At 35.3% G+C, this 16,602-nt stretch carries 16 protein-coding genes; 5 read left to right on the top strand and 11 right to left on the bottom strand.

Going from position 1 to position 16,602, the window contains the following annotated elements:
* Window positions 1–430 precede the first annotated feature (430 nt).
* Window positions 431–1,813 carry an alpha/beta hydrolase gene (locus BAQ48_RS19345; protein WP_071712429.1) on the top strand — a complete coding sequence of 461 codons (1,383 nt, stop codon included), beginning with the start codon at window positions 431–433 and terminating at the stop codon, window positions 1,811–1,813.
* 153 nt (window positions 1,814–1,966) lie between these two features.
* Here the strand turns inward: BAQ48_RS19345 and BAQ48_RS19340 are convergent, their stop codons facing one another.
* From BAQ48_RS19340 to BAQ48_RS19320, 5 genes are all read right to left on the bottom strand, one after another.
* Window positions 1,967–3,292: a bifunctional S-methyl-5'-thioadenosine deaminase/S-adenosylhomocysteine deaminase gene (locus tag BAQ48_RS19340; protein WP_116758539.1), complete on the bottom strand. Its 1,326-nt coding sequence runs from the start codon at window positions 3,290–3,292 to the stop codon at window positions 1,967–1,969.
* A gap of 53 nt (window positions 3,293–3,345) precedes the next feature.
* Window positions 3,346–3,705, bottom strand: a complete 360-nt coding sequence (locus BAQ48_RS19335) for a YunG family protein (protein WP_071712427.1) — start codon at window positions 3,703–3,705, stop codon at window positions 3,346–3,348.
* A gap of 27 nt (window positions 3,706–3,732) precedes the next feature.
* Entirely contained in the window at window positions 3,733–4,176 is a 444-nt protein-coding gene (locus BAQ48_RS19330; protein WP_071712426.1) for a GNAT family N-acetyltransferase, read from the bottom strand.
* 215 nt (window positions 4,177–4,391) lie between these two features.
* On the bottom strand, window positions 4,392–5,906 hold the full coding sequence (locus tag BAQ48_RS19325) for an acetyl-CoA hydrolase/transferase family protein (RefSeq protein WP_071712425.1): 1,515 nt from the start codon (window positions 5,904–5,906) through the stop codon (window positions 4,392–4,394).
* 127 nt (window positions 5,907–6,033) lie between these two features.
* Complete coding sequence (locus BAQ48_RS19320) at window positions 6,034–6,678, bottom strand: LytTR family DNA-binding domain-containing protein (RefSeq protein ID WP_071712424.1); 645 nt, start codon at window positions 6,676–6,678, stop codon at window positions 6,034–6,036.
* A gap of 341 nt (window positions 6,679–7,019) precedes the next feature.
* On the opposite strand from BAQ48_RS19320, the gene BAQ48_RS19315 reads away from it, so the two are divergent.
* Window positions 7,020–8,000: a serine hydrolase domain-containing protein gene (locus tag BAQ48_RS19315; RefSeq protein ID WP_071712423.1), complete on the top strand. Its 981-nt coding sequence runs from the start codon at window positions 7,020–7,022 to the stop codon at window positions 7,998–8,000.
* Window positions 8,001–8,053: 53 nt separating this feature from the next.
* Here the strand turns inward: BAQ48_RS19315 and BAQ48_RS19310 are convergent, their stop codons facing one another.
* On the bottom strand, window positions 8,054–8,659 hold the full coding sequence (locus BAQ48_RS19310) for a pentapeptide repeat-containing protein (RefSeq protein ID WP_071712422.1): 606 nt from the start codon (window positions 8,657–8,659) through the stop codon (window positions 8,054–8,056).
* A 57-nt stretch (window positions 8,660–8,716) separates the two neighbouring features.
* Window positions 8,717–9,640, bottom strand: a complete 924-nt coding sequence (locus tag BAQ48_RS19305; RefSeq protein WP_071712421.1) for an alpha/beta hydrolase — start codon at window positions 9,638–9,640, stop codon at window positions 8,717–8,719.
* Window positions 9,641–9,845: 205 nt separating this feature from the next.
* Between BAQ48_RS19305 and BAQ48_RS19300 the strand changes: the two genes are divergently transcribed.
* Window positions 9,846–10,607 (top strand): DODA-type extradiol aromatic ring-opening family dioxygenase, encoded by a 762-nt coding sequence (locus BAQ48_RS19300; protein ID WP_071712420.1) that lies wholly within the window; start codon window positions 9,846–9,848, stop codon window positions 10,605–10,607.
* A gap of 47 nt (window positions 10,608–10,654) precedes the next feature.
* Here BAQ48_RS19300 and BAQ48_RS19295 read toward each other — a convergent pair whose 3' ends face one another.
* From BAQ48_RS19295 to BAQ48_RS19285, 3 genes are all read right to left on the bottom strand, one after another.
* Window positions 10,655–11,869 (bottom strand): multidrug efflux MFS transporter, encoded by a 1,215-nt coding sequence (locus BAQ48_RS19295; RefSeq protein ID WP_071712419.1) that lies wholly within the window; start codon window positions 11,867–11,869, stop codon window positions 10,655–10,657.
* Window positions 11,870–12,035: 166 nt separating this feature from the next.
* Window positions 12,036–12,887: a GNAT family N-acetyltransferase gene (locus BAQ48_RS19290; protein ID WP_071712418.1), complete on the bottom strand. Its 852-nt coding sequence runs from the start codon at window positions 12,885–12,887 to the stop codon at window positions 12,036–12,038.
* 18 nt (window positions 12,888–12,905) lie between these two features.
* The gene (locus BAQ48_RS19285) at window positions 12,906–13,622 is read right to left on the bottom strand and encodes a DUF554 domain-containing protein (protein ID WP_071712417.1); all 717 of its coding nucleotides are present in this window, start codon (window positions 13,620–13,622) and stop codon (window positions 12,906–12,908) included.
* 215 nt (window positions 13,623–13,837) lie between these two features.
* Between BAQ48_RS19285 and BAQ48_RS19280 the strand changes: the two genes are divergently transcribed.
* Both BAQ48_RS19280 and BAQ48_RS19275 read left to right on the top strand, forming a co-directional pair.
* Window positions 13,838–14,941 (top strand): CapA family protein, encoded by a 1,104-nt coding sequence (locus BAQ48_RS19280; protein WP_071712416.1) that lies wholly within the window; start codon window positions 13,838–13,840, stop codon window positions 14,939–14,941.
* Window positions 14,942–14,993: 52 nt separating this feature from the next.
* On the top strand, window positions 14,994–15,221 hold the full coding sequence (locus BAQ48_RS19275) for a hypothetical protein (protein ID WP_071712415.1): 228 nt from the start codon (window positions 14,994–14,996) through the stop codon (window positions 15,219–15,221).
* A 90-nt stretch (window positions 15,222–15,311) separates the two neighbouring features.
* On the opposite strand, the gene ilvA is transcribed toward BAQ48_RS19275, so the two are convergent.
* A complete protein-coding gene (ilvA, locus tag BAQ48_RS19270) occupies window positions 15,312–16,574 on the bottom strand; it encodes a threonine ammonia-lyase IlvA (RefSeq protein WP_071712414.1) in 1,263 nt (420 codons plus the stop codon).
* Between the last annotated feature and the right edge of the window lie 28 nt (window positions 16,575–16,602).

Here is a 16,602-nt window from a genome sequence, read left to right as displayed (position 1 = left end):
GCTCAAGTGTTTATAAAAAATCTCTTATTGCATACCTCCCTTTCTGTTTTAACTTTTCTTCTGTTTCATGTAAATTTCCCTATAACTAACTTAATAGATGTATAGGGTACAGTTAGGTTGGGATATCTTCGTATCTCCATTCAGCAACGCCACTTTGTTTTTTGGAATCCAGGTCAAGTAGAAAGTGATATTTTACAAATCTTATACACTTAAGGATTTTTTAAGGATCAAGTAAGAAAAACGAGAACTTTGTTTCGTATAGTCAAAATATCAAGTGAAGGAAGAAAGAGAGGTTAGGAGTTACCAGAGCGATTACGCCAAAACCAGAACTGTTGGTTTTAGATGAACATATCAATGATTTAGACGTTGTTACAACAGAACCTTAATTTATCATACCTGTTTTTTACCATCACATATTGGAGGTTAAAACATGAATAAAAAAAAGAAAATACAAAAATCAGTACTTTCCTTTACCCTGCTCTTTTCTTTAGGCATTTCATCTTTTCCGCTTACAACAGCTATTCACGCGGATACACGTGAGGAACCATCTGTAGAAAAAAAACGATTCTCTTTAACGGAGCGTACATCATTATTTTTTGAATATCTCCAGCAAGATAAGTATGCAGAGGCACTTCAGTTGACGTCTGCTGCTTTTCAATCCAAGTTTACAGCAAACACATTACAAAACTGGTGGACACAAAGTGGCTGGAGCGGGATAAAAAGCATGGGAACCCCCGTGATAAAAGAACGAAACTTAGTCCATCAGACGGTGGAAATTTCAGGAACTATTGAAGGAACTACCGTACCGTTACTCCTTAAATTCACACCTGGCGGGAAAGTAGATGAGGTTGGGGTAAGGACGCCTCCAGAATCTTATATTATCCCGCATCCTAGATATGACCAACCTGCTTCCTATCAAGAACGTGAAATCGTCATTGGAAATTCTACCTATCCGTTACCAGCCACATTAACAGTTCCGAAACATAAGCCTGGTGAAAAGGTACCCGTAGTTGTTCTTGTTCATGGTGCTGGCATCCATGATCGCGATAGTACATATATGGGAACAAAAATCTTACGAGACCTTGCGGTAGGCCTTTCGTCCAACGGAATTGCAGTGTTGCGCTATGAAAAACGCACCTTAGAACACGCATTAAAGATGAGTGCAGAACCTGTTACGTTAGACCGTGATACTACAGATGATGCCATATATGCTGCAAAATCAGCAGCGCAGCAGGAAGGCATTGATCCAAATAATATTTTCATTCTTGGACATAGTCTAGGAGCTGGCACAATGCCGCGTATACTAAGCAAATCACCTTCCTCACTTGTTAGAGGAAGTATCTTACTCGCACCACCTGCACGCCCATTGACTGACATTTCCATTGATCAGAATCAATACCTAGGGGCGTCACAAGAAGTAATCGATGAACTAAAAAGACAATTCGCTTTTATCCAAGATCCTACTTTCAATCCTGATCATCCTCCAGCTGGCTACAATTTTGGGTCGCCTCATTTTATGTATGATGTTTCTAGGTGGCGTCCAGTTGAAGAGGCAAGATCACGAAAAGAGCCTTTACTGATTCTGCAAGGAGCACGCGATTATCAAGTAACAGTAAAAAATGAATATACAAAATGGCAGGAAGGGCTTTCAAACCGCAGGAATGTTCAGTTCAATGAATACCCAAAATTGAATCATTTCTTCACGGAGGGTAATGGGGAATTAAGTCTTCCTAGTGAATATGAAATCCCTGCTAATGTTCCTGAATACGTCATCCAGGACATTATTAAATGGGTCAACGCGACAAAAAAATAAGAAACATCAAAATCCTTCATATATTCATTATTACGTAAAGGATTTTTGAAACTAGTTATTTTTTCTAAATTATTCTCTTCTGTTTTATTAATAAAAAAGGTTTTGACACAAAAACAGGATGTGGAGAAGAGTTTCTCCACATCCTGAAAATACCTATTTTTGTAAACCTCGTTTATAACGACTTGCTTCAAATATAATACGCTCTTCATCTAACGTTTTACATTCGCCATTCCAAACGACACGTTTTCCGTTAATGATTACATCGCTTATATCTTTACCACTCGCAGCATACACAAGATGTGATAACACTTCATCTGCTGGTTGTAAATGTGGTTTATTAGACGGATCAATTGTAATAAAATCAGCACACTTTCCAACCTCAAGCGATCCCGTTTGTTTCATGCCGATTACTTCAGCAGCTCCTTTAGTCGCAAGTGTAAGTGCTGTTTCAACTGGTAATGCTGTTGCATCTTGATGAATACCTTTTTGTAATAATGTTGCAATGCGCATTTCTTCAAACATGTCTAAATTGTTGTTAGACGCCACACTATCTGTTGCAATTCCTACTTTCATTCCTGCTTCTAGCATCGCTTTTACATTCGCTATACCAGAACCTAGTTTTAAATTACTATTCGGGTTATGAGCTACTCGAACATCATGTTCTGCTAAAAATGCACGCTCATATTCATTTAATACTACACCGTGTGCAATAACTGTTGGTCGTTTAAACAATCCACAACTTGCTGCATACTCTACTGGACGTTTTCCGTACTGTGCTTCAATATCACGTACTTCACGCTCTGTTTCAGAAAGATGAATATGAACCATCGTTTGATTTTCTACTGCAATACGTGCACACTCTTCTAACAGCTCTGTGGAACATGTATATGGACTATGCGGTGCAACCATCGTAGTTAACATACCACTTTCGTTATAATAACGCTTCACATATTTCTCAGCTTCTTCAATTGCTTTCTTTTCATCTTCTTTCGTTCCAAAGCTAAATAACGTTCTTGAAACAGCAGCTCGCATCCCGCTCCTTGATACCGTTTCCATAATGGCATCTTGATCTACTCCAATTGGATTAAACATATCAGAGAATGATGTTGTACCACTTTTCACCATTTCAAGTAATCCTAATTCCGTACTAGCGACCGCAAGCTCTGGAGTAAACTGACTTTCAAGTGGCCAAATCCTCGTCTCAAGCCACGGCTGTAATAACATGTCATCGCCAATACCTCTTAAGAGACTCATTACAACGTGTGTATGTGTATTAACAAGCCCTGGTAAAACCCACTTTCCTTTCATGTCAACTACTTCATCTACTTCAAAATCATTAGCGAATTCTCCGCTATTCACATCTATAATTTGATCATTTTCTACAATGATATATCCATTTTCTATCACTTCGTTTTGTTCATTCATCGTTACAATAGTAGCGCTTACATAAGCTGTTTTCAAAAGTATTTCCCCTTTCAACTCTATGAAGTTCCCTTTAATGAGTTACCACCATTATAGTAACTTATTAAAGATTAAGAGTCAAAAGATAATTTGAATTCTTTCATTATCTTTTCCTTTAAAATGTCATATTGCTTTTCATTTGTATCTGCAAATGCTTCTTTCCGATTTGATTCCACATCCATATAATTCAATTTTTTATTAAATTGTGTCTCTGTAAAATCAAACCTCTCCCCATCTATAAAGTTATAAAAGTGCCACATATCCCCTGTTTTTGTCTTTTTGATTTCCCCTCCGTATATATCTTGAACGATTAGGGCCGTTACACCACACTGTCCCTTTGCTGGATTTTCAATTGTCCACTTTGAACTTGTTTCAATCGACCACGATTTTATTAGTGCTTCATATATTCGTTTTCCCTTTACATTATCCATTCTCAGCTTCTCCTACTATTAATAGTTTTACACATCATATTTCAAAAGGGGCAGTAAACGACCCTCAAAAACAGTTGATGGTGTCTCTCCTATTAATTCTGCTCCCATTTTCAAGTAATATCCTTTTGCATTGGGATCACTATCAATTGTAAAACTGTTTATTCCTACTTCCTTTGCTTTTTCTATTACATACTTCCAAAGTATTTTCCCGTAGCCTTTCCCTTTGTAACGAGGATGTATGTACAGGAAATCGAGAGCTTTATCATTACGTAAAAATGAGAAAAAACCAATTTTTGTATTATCGTTTTCTAAAACATATACAAAGTTATTTTTTATGTAATCTTCTGTAATTGTTAAATCTTCCTTACAAGCAAGTATGAATTCTTCACTATAATCCCACGTTGCTTTTGATTGTAGTGCGAGTTCACTTAATTCATTTGCCTCACTTAATAACGCTTCTCTTATCTTCATGATTCTTTCTCCTCACCTTTGATATGTAAACTATTAAAATGATTCGAAATGTAATTTAAAAAACCTCTTATTTTCGTAAGTAAGAGGTCACTTTTTATATTTTTTTATTATAGGTAACAATTTTTCAAAAGAAAAAGAACGCTATTCCTGAAAATTGGCGTTCTTTTTTCTTTCAATCTTTATAACATATTATTTTAAGAATCATTTTTACACTTCTATACAGTTTCCACTACCGCTTCAAGCATTGTTCCATTTTTAGCATAATTCGTATGCCAAGAAAAAGCTTTTTCTAAAACATGAGGGGTTTGTCCACCTCTTGTTTGTGCTTCTTCAAAATAAGCTCGTAGCTGGGCACGATACATTGGATGTACGCAATTCTCAATAATGAGTTCCACTCTTTCTCTTGGCGCAAGTCCTCTTAAGTCCGCATACCCTTGTTCAGTAACGATAACATCTACATCGTGTTCCGTATGGTCTACATGAGAAACGAAAGGAACGATACTTGATATGTTACCACCTTTCGCAATCGATTTAGTAACGAAGATGGCTAGGCGGGCATTTCTTGCAAAATCACCAGAACCACCAATACCATTCATCATTTTTGTACCTAAAACGTGAGTAGAATTGACGTTTCCGTATATATCTAATTCTAAAGCAGTATTAATCGAGATTAATCCAAGGCGACGAATGATTTCAGGATGATTAGAAATCTCTTGCGGACGCATCATTAATTTGTCACGATATTTTTCAAAGTTAGAAAATACTTGTTGCATTTTCTCTTCTGAGAGCGTGATCGAGCAGCAGGAAGCAAAATTGACTTTCCCAGCATCCATAAGATCAAAGACCGCATCCTGTAAAACCTCAGAATACACTTCTAAATCTTCAAACTCCGAATCTAACATTCCATGAAGAACTGCATTGGCCACTGAACCAATTCCCGATTGTAACGGCGCTAAACGATTTGTTAATCGGCCTACTTCGACTTCTTTTCGAAGGAACTCTATTAAATGTTGTGCCATAATAACAGTTTCCTCATCTGGAGGAACAATTGTCGATGGCGAATCCAGTTGATTCGTAAATACAATCCCCTTCACCTTTTCAACATCAATTGGAATGCCGATCGTTCCAATTCGATCATCCGTTTTCACAAGAGGAATCGGAAGCCTTTCTCCTTGTTTACCTGGTTCATATAAATCATGTAGCCCCTCTAGTTGCGCGGATTGAGCCATATTCATTTCAATAATAATGGACTTAGCATTTAAGGAAAATGCTAAAGAATTTCCGATTGAAGTCGTTGGAATAATCATTCCATCCTCAGTAATCGCAACCGCTTCCAGAATAGCGAAATCTATATCCATAACGTCAGCACGGAGTAACTCTGCTGTATGAGACAAGTGCTGATCTACAAATAAAAAGTCTCCGTTATTAATTCCTTTTCGCATTGTCGCATCAGCTTGGAAAGGCAATCGTTTCCCTAAAATCCCTGCCTCAGCAAATAATTTATCTACATCAGAACCTAAAGAGGCGCCGGTATAAACATTTACTTTAAAAGATGTATCATTCTTAACTCGGTTTACAAGCGCAAACGGAACTGCTTTTACATCCCCAGCACGTGTAAATCCACTTAATCCTAAAGTCATTCCACTTTGAATCCATGAAGCTGCTTCTTCAGGTGTAACTACTCGATCTTTCAGACGTTGATCCCTAATTCTATCCAAATTATTCTCCATATGTAATCCCTCTCCCAATGAATATTCACAATTATTTTACACTTTAACAGTATCCAAATAGGGATTTTAGTATACAATACCAAAAATTCAGATAAAACAGCGAATCTAGGTTCCAAAGCAGAATAATCTAGAACCCTAGAAGTTTGCGAAAATAACTAGCGTATGATTGACTAACCGGTACCCTCTCACCATTATCCATAGAAAGTAAAAAAGTAGAATGCGTATCAGGATAAATAGCTTTAATATGATTAACATTCACAATAAACGAACGGTGGCATCTAATAAATGAATCCTTTGGAAGCAAGTATTCGAATTCTTGCAGAGAGTATTTATGTGTTCCTGTTAACTCTTCTGCATTCACATACGTTTTTTTATCTTTCGCCTCTAAATACATGACCTTTGAGAAAGGAATCGGAATCCAGCCGTCCGTTGTTTTTAAAGTAACGACTGACTTTCCATCCGTTAAAGCTGGATAAATAGCTGTCACGCAACCTTCAAGCTTTCCATTGTTTGAAAATGGTACCGCCATACCATGATAAGGAATACCAAAAACATCCCGATTAATAAACTCAGAGGTTTTTTGATTCGTCACCATTGCTTTATGAGCAATCGTTCCTTCCTTGATAGGATCACCGGCGCTAATCTTTAAATCAATTCGTTTACTTGGCCGATAGTATATATATTCTTTCGTATTCGATATAGCAATTGAAATTTCATCTGAAAATAATTCCCCAATAACATCTAATAATAAACCTATTGTTTTATCTTCCATTCTATTAACACCTCATTCACTATTATACTACTATTATGAACGAGCATCTGTTGCTTTTAAATGCAGCGCAAGTTCACTTAGTTTACTAGCTTCAATTACTATCAATTTTCTTACTTTCATAATTGTTTCTCTCCACCTTCAAAATATGAACTACTAAAACATTGCGACAAGTAATAAAAAAATTTTATTTTTATAGACTTTAAATCAACTTGCTTCTTATATTATTTACATTATAAAATAGAAAAGTATTCTAAAAACATTTCATTTAGGGGGAATTGCCTATGCCGTTGGATTCCATTTCAGGTAACGAATATTCCAACATTTAAAGGAGTGCCTGAAATTTGTTAAACTCATATATCAATTCATTTTTATATAAAAATATTGAAAAATTTAACGGAACAATTTTAATAGCCCATAAAGAAGAGACTCTTTATAAACAGTCATTTGGAAAAGCTAATTATAATTGGGACATACCTAATACATCTACAACGAAGTTTCGCATCGGATCAATAACTAAAATCTTCACAGCAGTTTCAATTTTAATGCTTGTGGAAGAGGAAAAATTACAGCTACATGATACTTTAGATCAATTCATTCCAAATTTCCCAAAAGGAAATCAAATTATGATCAAGCATTTATTAAATCATACTGCTGGAGTTGGTAATATTACTGCTCAACAAGACTTTTTATTACAGTCTTTACAGCCTCGAACACCGGATGAATTAATACAGTGGATTATTGCGTGTCCCTTTGAATCTAGCCCTGGTGAAAAATTCAATTATTCGAATTCAGGTTATATTATATTAGGAAAAATCATTGAAGTTATAAGTGGAATGTCTTATGAGGAATTTCTTAAAAAGAGGATTTTCTACCCACTCTCTATAATAAACACAGGTGTTGATTTGAATCATTTCATTCAAAAACATAAAGCAACTGGGTATGAGTTACATCCAAACCATGGCCTTCAGAACGCATCATTTATTCATATGTCTAATTCATATTCAGCTGGTGGATTAGTTTCTACAGCCGAAGATTTATATACATTTGATAAGGCGCTAAAAGAAAATCACTTATTATCAAGCAGGATGACGTCTCGCATGTTTACTGCAGAATCTTACGGATATGGTTACGGTTGGAATATTGCTATGACTGAAAAAAATAATAAACTTATATTCCATCACGGCGGAATTAACGGCTTTACGTCTTCCTATTTACGATTAATTGACAAAGAGGCTACAATCATCATTTTGAGCAATATATCTACATTATTAACATCGACTCTTGCTAATGAAATAGCTTCTTATATAGAAAGTAATTTTTAAAACTATTATGATTTGTAAAACCGTTCAGCATTTTGAACGGTTTTACAAACAATTTAGTTCACCTTAGCCCCATAACATCTTGCTACTGCAACTGCCTGCGCTATATCTAATTTCACATTTTTTAAATCAAAACTTGTAAAATCAATTCTATCAACTATCGCTCCTTTTAAATCTACACCACTAAGTTTCGCCTTACCTAATTGTGCACCTGTTAAATCAGCTTCACGTAAATCTGCCTTTTCTAAATTACATTCATATAGATCAGCTTCAATTAAACGGATACCCTTTAACATTTGTTTACTTAAGTTCGCGAACCTTAGATTCGTATATGACCAATCACCCGATATTATGGTTATTCCGTCTAAATTCGCTTCTTCAAAATCAGAGCCAGTCATTTTACATTCTTCAAACTTCGATACGAATAAATTCGCACCAACAAACTTACAATTTGCAAATGTAGTTCCTTGATGGATAGAAGCGTTAAAAAGAGCACCGGTAAAATCACATTCTATGAAATTACAATTTTCAGTAGAAACTTCTGATGCATCTATCCCTCTAAAACGGCATTTTATGAAAGTACAATTTTTCAATTCCTCTTCTTTAATCAAAATATCTTGAAAATCTATTTCTACATATTCTTTATTTACAAATTCACTCATAACCATTCCTCCAGTTTTTCAAAAAACCTCACTTCAGCATGAAGTGAGGTTTTTTTCTTATACAATATGCGCATCTAGCCACGAAATCAAATCTTGAAATACTTCATCTCTATTCACTTCATGAAACATTTCATGTCTACCATTTTCATATAAACGAAGTGTTACATCTTTCACGCCACATTTTTTATAATTTTCATATACCTCTTTTACACCCTTCCCCATATCTCCAACAGGATCACGATCACCAGAGAAAATGTGTATTGGCAGATTTCTTGGTGTTTTCTTGTATTCTTCTAATTTATTTACTTCTAGTACTCCATGAAATAATTCTCGATAAAAACTCGTCGTACAAATGAATCCACATAACGGATCCGCAATATATTTATCAACTTGATTATTATCTGAAGATAACCAATCAAATTTCGTACGATTTGGCTTAAAGTGTGAGTTAAAGTTTCCGAAAGATAAGAAATTCAGCATCGGACTTTTCGTTTTCACTCCGCGCAGTTTCATTTCAATTGTTGCTACTTTATGACCGATGACACCTAAAAATCCTGGGTTTCCACCAGTTCCTGAAATGAGGAATCCATCATATAATTCGCCTCGAAGTTGCACAGCTCGCCTTGATAAGAAAGAGCCCATACTATGTCCGAGTAAAAACAATGGACATGAATGCTCTTCTTTTATCATTTCCGAAACAAAGATAACATCAGATACAACCTGATTCCATCCTACATTTGGTTCAAAATGACCATAGTCTTCTTCTCTTTTCACTGTTTTTCCATGCCCTTTATGATCATGAGCATAAACACCATATCCTGCGCCTAATAAAGCATCAATAAATTCTGTATAAACACCCGCATGTTCTGTCATACCGTGTGCAATTTGAATAATCCCTCGTGGATTTTCTTCTGGTACCCACTTACGCAAATAAATTTCCGATCCATCCATTGCCGTAACGAAACTTTCCTGTACGTTCATTTCGTCAGCCCCCAAATCTATTATGTATCTCTTAAAAAATGAATAACTATTCATTTTTCTTACTATATATTATATGCAATTGCTTTCATTATGACAAATGCCTTCCTTTTCCGATTAGCTGTCAAACTATTATGTTGACGAATTATAAATGAAATTATATAGTTACTTACATAAAGTAACTATATAATTTCAGGAGGTTTCTACTATGATGCCATCATTATTTTTAGCACACGGATCACCGATGCTCGCTATTCAAGATACAGATTATACAAGTTTTTTAAAAACACTTGGTGAAACATACAAGCCGAAAGCAATTGTTATTTTCACTGCTCATTGGGAAAGTGAAATATTAACAATTTCCTCATCAGATAACGAATATGAAACAATTTATGATTTTGGAGGCTTCCCTCCTGAGTTATACGAAATCAAGTATCGTGCGAAAGGCTCTTCTAGCATTGCGTCTATGTTAGAAACAAAATTAAAAAATAAAGGTATTCCAGTCCATCATAATATGACGAGAGGTTTAGATCATGGTTCATGGACACTCTTGCATCGCATGTACCCAGAAGCAAATATTCCTGTCGTACAAATATCAGTCAATCCATTCCTTCCCGCAAAAGAACAATTTAAAATTGGAGAAGCATTAAAAGGACTTGGGCAAGAAGATATTTTAGTAATCGGTAGCGGTGTTACCGTTCATAACTTACGAGCTTTGAAATGGAATCAAACTACACCCGAACAATGGGCAATTGAATTTGATGATTGGATTATAAAACATATGCATACTAACGATAAAGATGCATTGTTTAATTGGGAAAACAATGCGCCTCATGCACAATTAGCAGTACCAAGAGCGGAGCATTTTGTTCCTTTATTTATCGCTATGGGCAGTGGTGAAAATAGCGGTGAAGTCATTCACCGTAGTTACGAACTTGGTACATTAAGTTATCTTTGTCTCAAATTTTAAAGAAAAAGATGAAGCAATCGTTGCTTCATCTTTTTTCTTTCACTTAGTTAACTAACTTCCAAATGTCGTTTCTCTGATACCTCTTCGTTCTTATTATGAAAATAAACCCAAATGCACGCGATAAATAATAGTGATGATGTAGAGAAGAAAACATATTGGAAGCCTGCATGCGCCGCAATTTGTCCACCAAGTATTGGTCCAATCATATTTCCTAAAAACTGAAACGATTGATTATACCCAAATATTCGTCCCGTTACATGGGTTGGCGTATGTTGTTTTAGTAGAGTTTGTACGGAAGGTAATAATCCTGCTTGTGCGATACCTAATAAAAATCGAAGAATTAATAGTTGCCAAGCTGAGGTTACAAATGCTTGCGGGATAAAAATAATTCCTGCAGCAAACAACGCTACCACTAACGTTTTTTGAGGACCAATCTGATCTGATAATCGTCCTAGTCTTGGCGCTGCCAAAATAACTGCTAATCCTGTCGCTGACATAACTGCACCCGCAATTGTTTCAATATGTGCAGTTTGAGGACCTACTAAATTTTTCACGTACAATGTAACAATTGGTTGAACAGACATATTAGCAAGTTGAATAATAAATGTTGTTACAAATAAACTAATAATTAAATGCTTTGCTGGAACCATCGTCCATACTTTTTTCGGCTGTGCTTTTTTTGCCTTGGCAGAGTGATTTTCTTCATGTAAGAAGAAAAAGACGATTAGAAAAGAAAGGAATAAAAAGGCTCCTGTAACAAGAAAGACATGGCGCATTCCAATCAATTCAGATAAATAGCCTCCAAGTAATGGTCCAAGTAATGAACCGCTCACGCCACCAGTTGAAATTGTAGAAATCGCCCAACCTGAATGCTCTGTCGGAGTTTCTGCTGCAATAAATGTCATCGCCGTTGAAAGGAAACCAGATACTGCTCCCATCAAAAATCTTAGTGCGACTAATTGATACACATCCGTTACAAACCCCATAAGCGTCATAATAATCGCCATACCAAGGCTCGCACGAATAAGCATCAATTTCCGTCCATGTATATCACCAAGCTTTCCCCATATCGGTGATACGATCGCACCCATTAAAAACGTTACACCAAATGCAAGTCCCGACCACTGTGCAATACTAGAAGTGCCAGTCACCCCTAATTCCTCAATATAAAAAGATAAGAAAGGAATTACTAAGCTCATACCGGCCGCAGTGGTAAAACAACCTAGCCAACAAATCATTAAATTTCGTTTCCAGCTGGCCATTTTCACACCTTCTTTCATTCGATACCCATTCTACACCCTTTCTTATAAAAAGTTTAGTAATTTGCTTTATTTGTAAGATTTACTACAAAATCTGCTATTTTCTAGTAAAAATCATTACATCTCTACATTTTTTCATAATAAAACCAACTCCCAAATATGGAGTCGGTCAATTATCTTCTATCGATATTAAACGAGCATTACAATTCCTCTCGTAAAACTCAATCGGACCCGCTTGTCCAATAATTGCATATTCATATCCCTCTTGCTTCATATGATATAAACAATGATGCAACAATTCTTTTCCTACACCTTTCACACGATTTTGTTTCGCTGTGCCCATCGGACCAAACAATCCTTTCTTTCCTCTCACTACATCATAACAAGCAAAACCTACTATCACTTCTTCTTTTTCCGCTATATAAATAGGTGAATTTTCTTTATATGTACGAAATCCATACTCTATCGAATGTAACCACCGTTCACCAAATTCCGCTTCAACAAAGCTTGCTAATTCTTCAAAATCAGAAGCGTTAGCCTTTCTAACAGTACAAGTTAAATCATTATAAGTAGGAACAAAACCTTTTAAATCGACTGCTAAATCTCTTGGCTCAGCTATAATACGTAATATATCTCTTTGCATCTGTGCATTTTCAATAACTGGATTTACACGAAATAATGCATACATAACATGTCCTTCATTCATTAATACTTGCCGGAAACGTTCCATACGTTTCTTCGCTATTTCTAAAATTTCTAGCGTTTTATAAGATACCTTATATTGCCCTATTTTTTTATACTCTTGATTCGTTAAGTCAGTTTGATTTTGTATTGAAAGTTTTTCTAAAAAATCCGTACCTATGTTACGAAACAAATACATATACAACTCGCAACAAACGCCAGTACCTTCTTTACACATACCGATAAACAGATGAACTGGTTGAATGATATTACATTTTGCTTCTTCTGATGCAATCTTCAATATGTTATGAACACGTTTTGTAAATTGAAATTCCTCCATATGTGTTTCCATCCTCTACTACTTAACTATTAAACCATAACCATAAATAAGTGAAACAATTATTCCAACTACTAATATACCTGGAAGTAAATTTGCAACCTTAATTTTAATAATACCAAGTAAGTTCAATCCAATAGCGGCTATCATAATACCGCCCGTAGCTGTCATTTCCACTATAAATTGATTCATTAATTCTTTCGGGACAACACTATTAATTTGTGTTGCAAAAACCGCAATACCACCCTCATATAAAATCACCGGGATTGCTGAAAACACTACGCCAATCCCTAAAGTTGTCGTTAATATAATAGAAATAAATCCATCGATAATCGCCTTTGTAAATAAAATATCATGATTTCCGCGAATCCCGCTGTCGAGTGCACCAAGTATCCCCATCGCACCAATTGCAAAAATTAAAGTAGCTGTTACAAAACCTTCTGATATGCTTCCTTTCCCTTTCGATCCAACTTTATTTTCTAACCAATCCCCTAACAGTTTTAACTTCCCCTCTAGTTGGAGCCATTCCCCGATTACCGTACCAATGACTAAACTTAGTATGACAACAAGAAAATTTTCACTTTTCAATGCCATTTGAAGTCCAAGCACAGTAACCGCTAAACCGATTGCGTGCATTATGGTTCCCTTCATACTTTCTGGAATTCTACTAAATAATTTACCAAGTAAAGTACCAAATATAATACAAATCCCATTTACAACTGCTCCTAATATAACCATTTCTTATTCTTCACCCTTCGAATTCTTTATTTCTATATTTTGGTTTATTCATTGATTTACAGGTTATCTATATGTTAACTTAATATTGAGAATATTAACAAATGTTTTTCGCTACATAAACCGCAATTTTTTGTAGCAATACATAAAGTGAAACTTTAATCAGCGGAAATTTTGCTGCCCACAAATAGCGGGATAAACTCAAAAGGAAGGTATGTATGAAAACTTTACTAAAACGATTTTTGTTAATAGCCTTTTGCATTACACCAATTGTTGTATTAATTAACCACTCTTTTACTTCAAAAGCGAAAGACACACCCGATTTCCAAAACAAATCTAGCAAAACTGCTTCAACAAGCGACAAGAAAATAGAAGACCCGGAAATTACACTCACCTTTTCTGGTGATACAATGTTTGATTGGCAATTACGTCCGGTAATCGAAAAAAACGGGGCTGACTACCCATTCCAACATGTAAAAGAAGAAATAAAAAAAGCTGATATTTCTTTCGTTAATTTAGAGTCAGCATTTACAACGAAAGAAAAGAAAGCACCTGGACAACTGTTTTGGATTAAAAGTGACCCATCTACACTACAAGCTATTAAAAATACTGGATATGACATCGTAAATATTGGAAATAACCATACACTTGATTATGGGCAAGAGGGATTATTAGATACTATCTCTCACGTAGAAAAATTAAAGTTCCCTTACATCGGAGCCGGAAAGAATGCAAAAGATGCATATACTGCACGAGAAATGACTGTAAAAGGGAAAAAGTTTAAATTTCTTTCCTTCGTTCGCTTTATGCCTGATTTTACTTGGGTAGCTGATGACAATAAACCTGGCGTTGCGAATGGATATGATTTAAATCTTGTAACAAAAACAATTAAAGAGCAAAAGAAGGATGCAGACTATTTAATTGTCTATATGCATTGGGGTGTTGAAAAATCAAATCGTCCGGTAGATTATCAAAAACAATATGTAAATAAAATGGTTACAGCAGGAGCCGACGCGATCGTCGGAAGTCATCCACATTGGTTACAAGGGTTTGAATATTATAATAATGTTCCTGTCGCTTACTCATTAGGAAACTTTTTATTCCCAAGTTATGTGAACGGAAAAAGCGCCGAAACTGGCGTATTAACTTTAACTTTTAAAGGAAAGGATGTCCAAATGTCATTCAATCCTTATATCATCCGTAACAACCAAGTTTCCCCTGTAAATGAGGAAGAAAAGAGAAAAGCTCTACAATATTTACAAACAATTTCAACTGATGTAGAAATTGATAGCACGGGGAAAATAATAAACAAACGCAATTAGACAATGCTAGATCTATTTCTCTGTAACATACATTAGAGAATAGGTGGTGAATATGCTGAAAGACTTATTAGAAAATGTAAGTTTGTTAGAGAATATTTATAAAATATCTATAGCGATTCTACTTTTATGTTCATTTTTTTCTGTTAGACTTCTAAAAAAAATAAAACGAGAACGAAAACTTACTACTTTTGAATTCACTATGTATGTAATCATTCGTATTGCGATACTCTTTTGGTTAACTAGCTTTATCCTTCTTGAATATGGAAATTATTTCGTTTAATTGTAAAAAAGATAGAACAAGCAGCGTTTCTCTTGCTTGTATCTATCTTTTTTGTTTCAATTACAACTGTATGTTAACCCTTTCCTTCTATTAAATAAGTAAATCAAATAAAACAGGGTTTTTATTAAGCTCCATAAATTGAATGTTATTTTCTTTAAAACGAGTAATTAATTGCTCATAATCTTCTTTATGTTTTAACTCTACTCCGACTAGTGCTGGGCCATTTTCTTTATTATGTTTCTTAATATACTCAAAGCGAGTAATGTCATCTTCTGGCCCTAATCCTTTATCAAGAAACTCTCTTAACGCTCCCGACCTCTGCGGGAATTCAATAATGAAGTAATGTTTTAGTCCTTCATAAATAAGCGAACGTTCTTTCATTTCTTGCATTCTATCAATGTCATTATTCCCACCACTTAATGTGCATACAACTGTTTTACCTTTAATTTCATTCTTGTATAGATCAAGTGCTGCAATAGAAAGTGCACCAGCAGGCTCTGCTACAATTGCATTTTTCTTATATAGTTCTAAAATCGTCGTACAAACCTTTCCCTCTGGTACTAAAACAATGTCATCAATTACATCTTTACAAGTTTCAAATGTTAACTTTCCTACCTTTTTAACAGCTGCACCATCAACAAAACTATCAATTTTTTCTAAGGCAACATTTTCATTTTGAAGAAAAGCCTCTTTCATAGATGCAGCTCCCATTGGCTCTACGCCAATGACCTTTGTAGCAGGGCTAACACCTTTCACATATGTACCAACACCTGATGCTAATCCACCACCGCCGATTGCTGTAAAGATATAATCAACCGATTTCTCCATATCATGCATAATTTCAACTGCCACTGTTCCTTGGCCAGCAACGACATACGGGTCATCAAACGGATGAACAAACGTCTTCCTATTTTCTTCACAATAGCGCTGTGCTTCTTGGAAAGAACTATCAAATGTATCACCAACTAATACAATTTCCGCAAAATCACCACCGAAAAATTGTACTTGTGATACTTTTTGTTTAGGTGTCGTCGTCGGCATGAAAATTTTTGACGGAATCTTCAATAAATTACACGTATAAGCAACTCCTTGCGCATGATTACCGGCACTTGCGCACACAACACCATTTTGTAGTTGTTCTTTCGGTAAACTTTGGATTAAATTGTACGCACCACGAATTTTGAAAGAGCGAATCAATTGTAAGTCTTCTCGTTTTACATAAACGTCACAATCATATTTCTCTGATAGAACTGTATCACGTTGTAACGGTGTTTTAATAACGATATCTTTCATGCAATTATGAGCCATTAAGATATCTTCAATTTTCACTCTCTCCTTTACCTTTTGCACCATTTCATATCATCCTTATCTCTTTTAAATT

Source organism: Bacillus luti (assembly GCF_001884105.1).
Taxonomy (GTDB): domain Bacteria; phylum Bacillota; class Bacilli; order Bacillales; family Bacillaceae_G; genus Bacillus_A; species Bacillus_A luti.
This window is presented reverse-complemented; position numbering and strand designations above follow the sequence as displayed.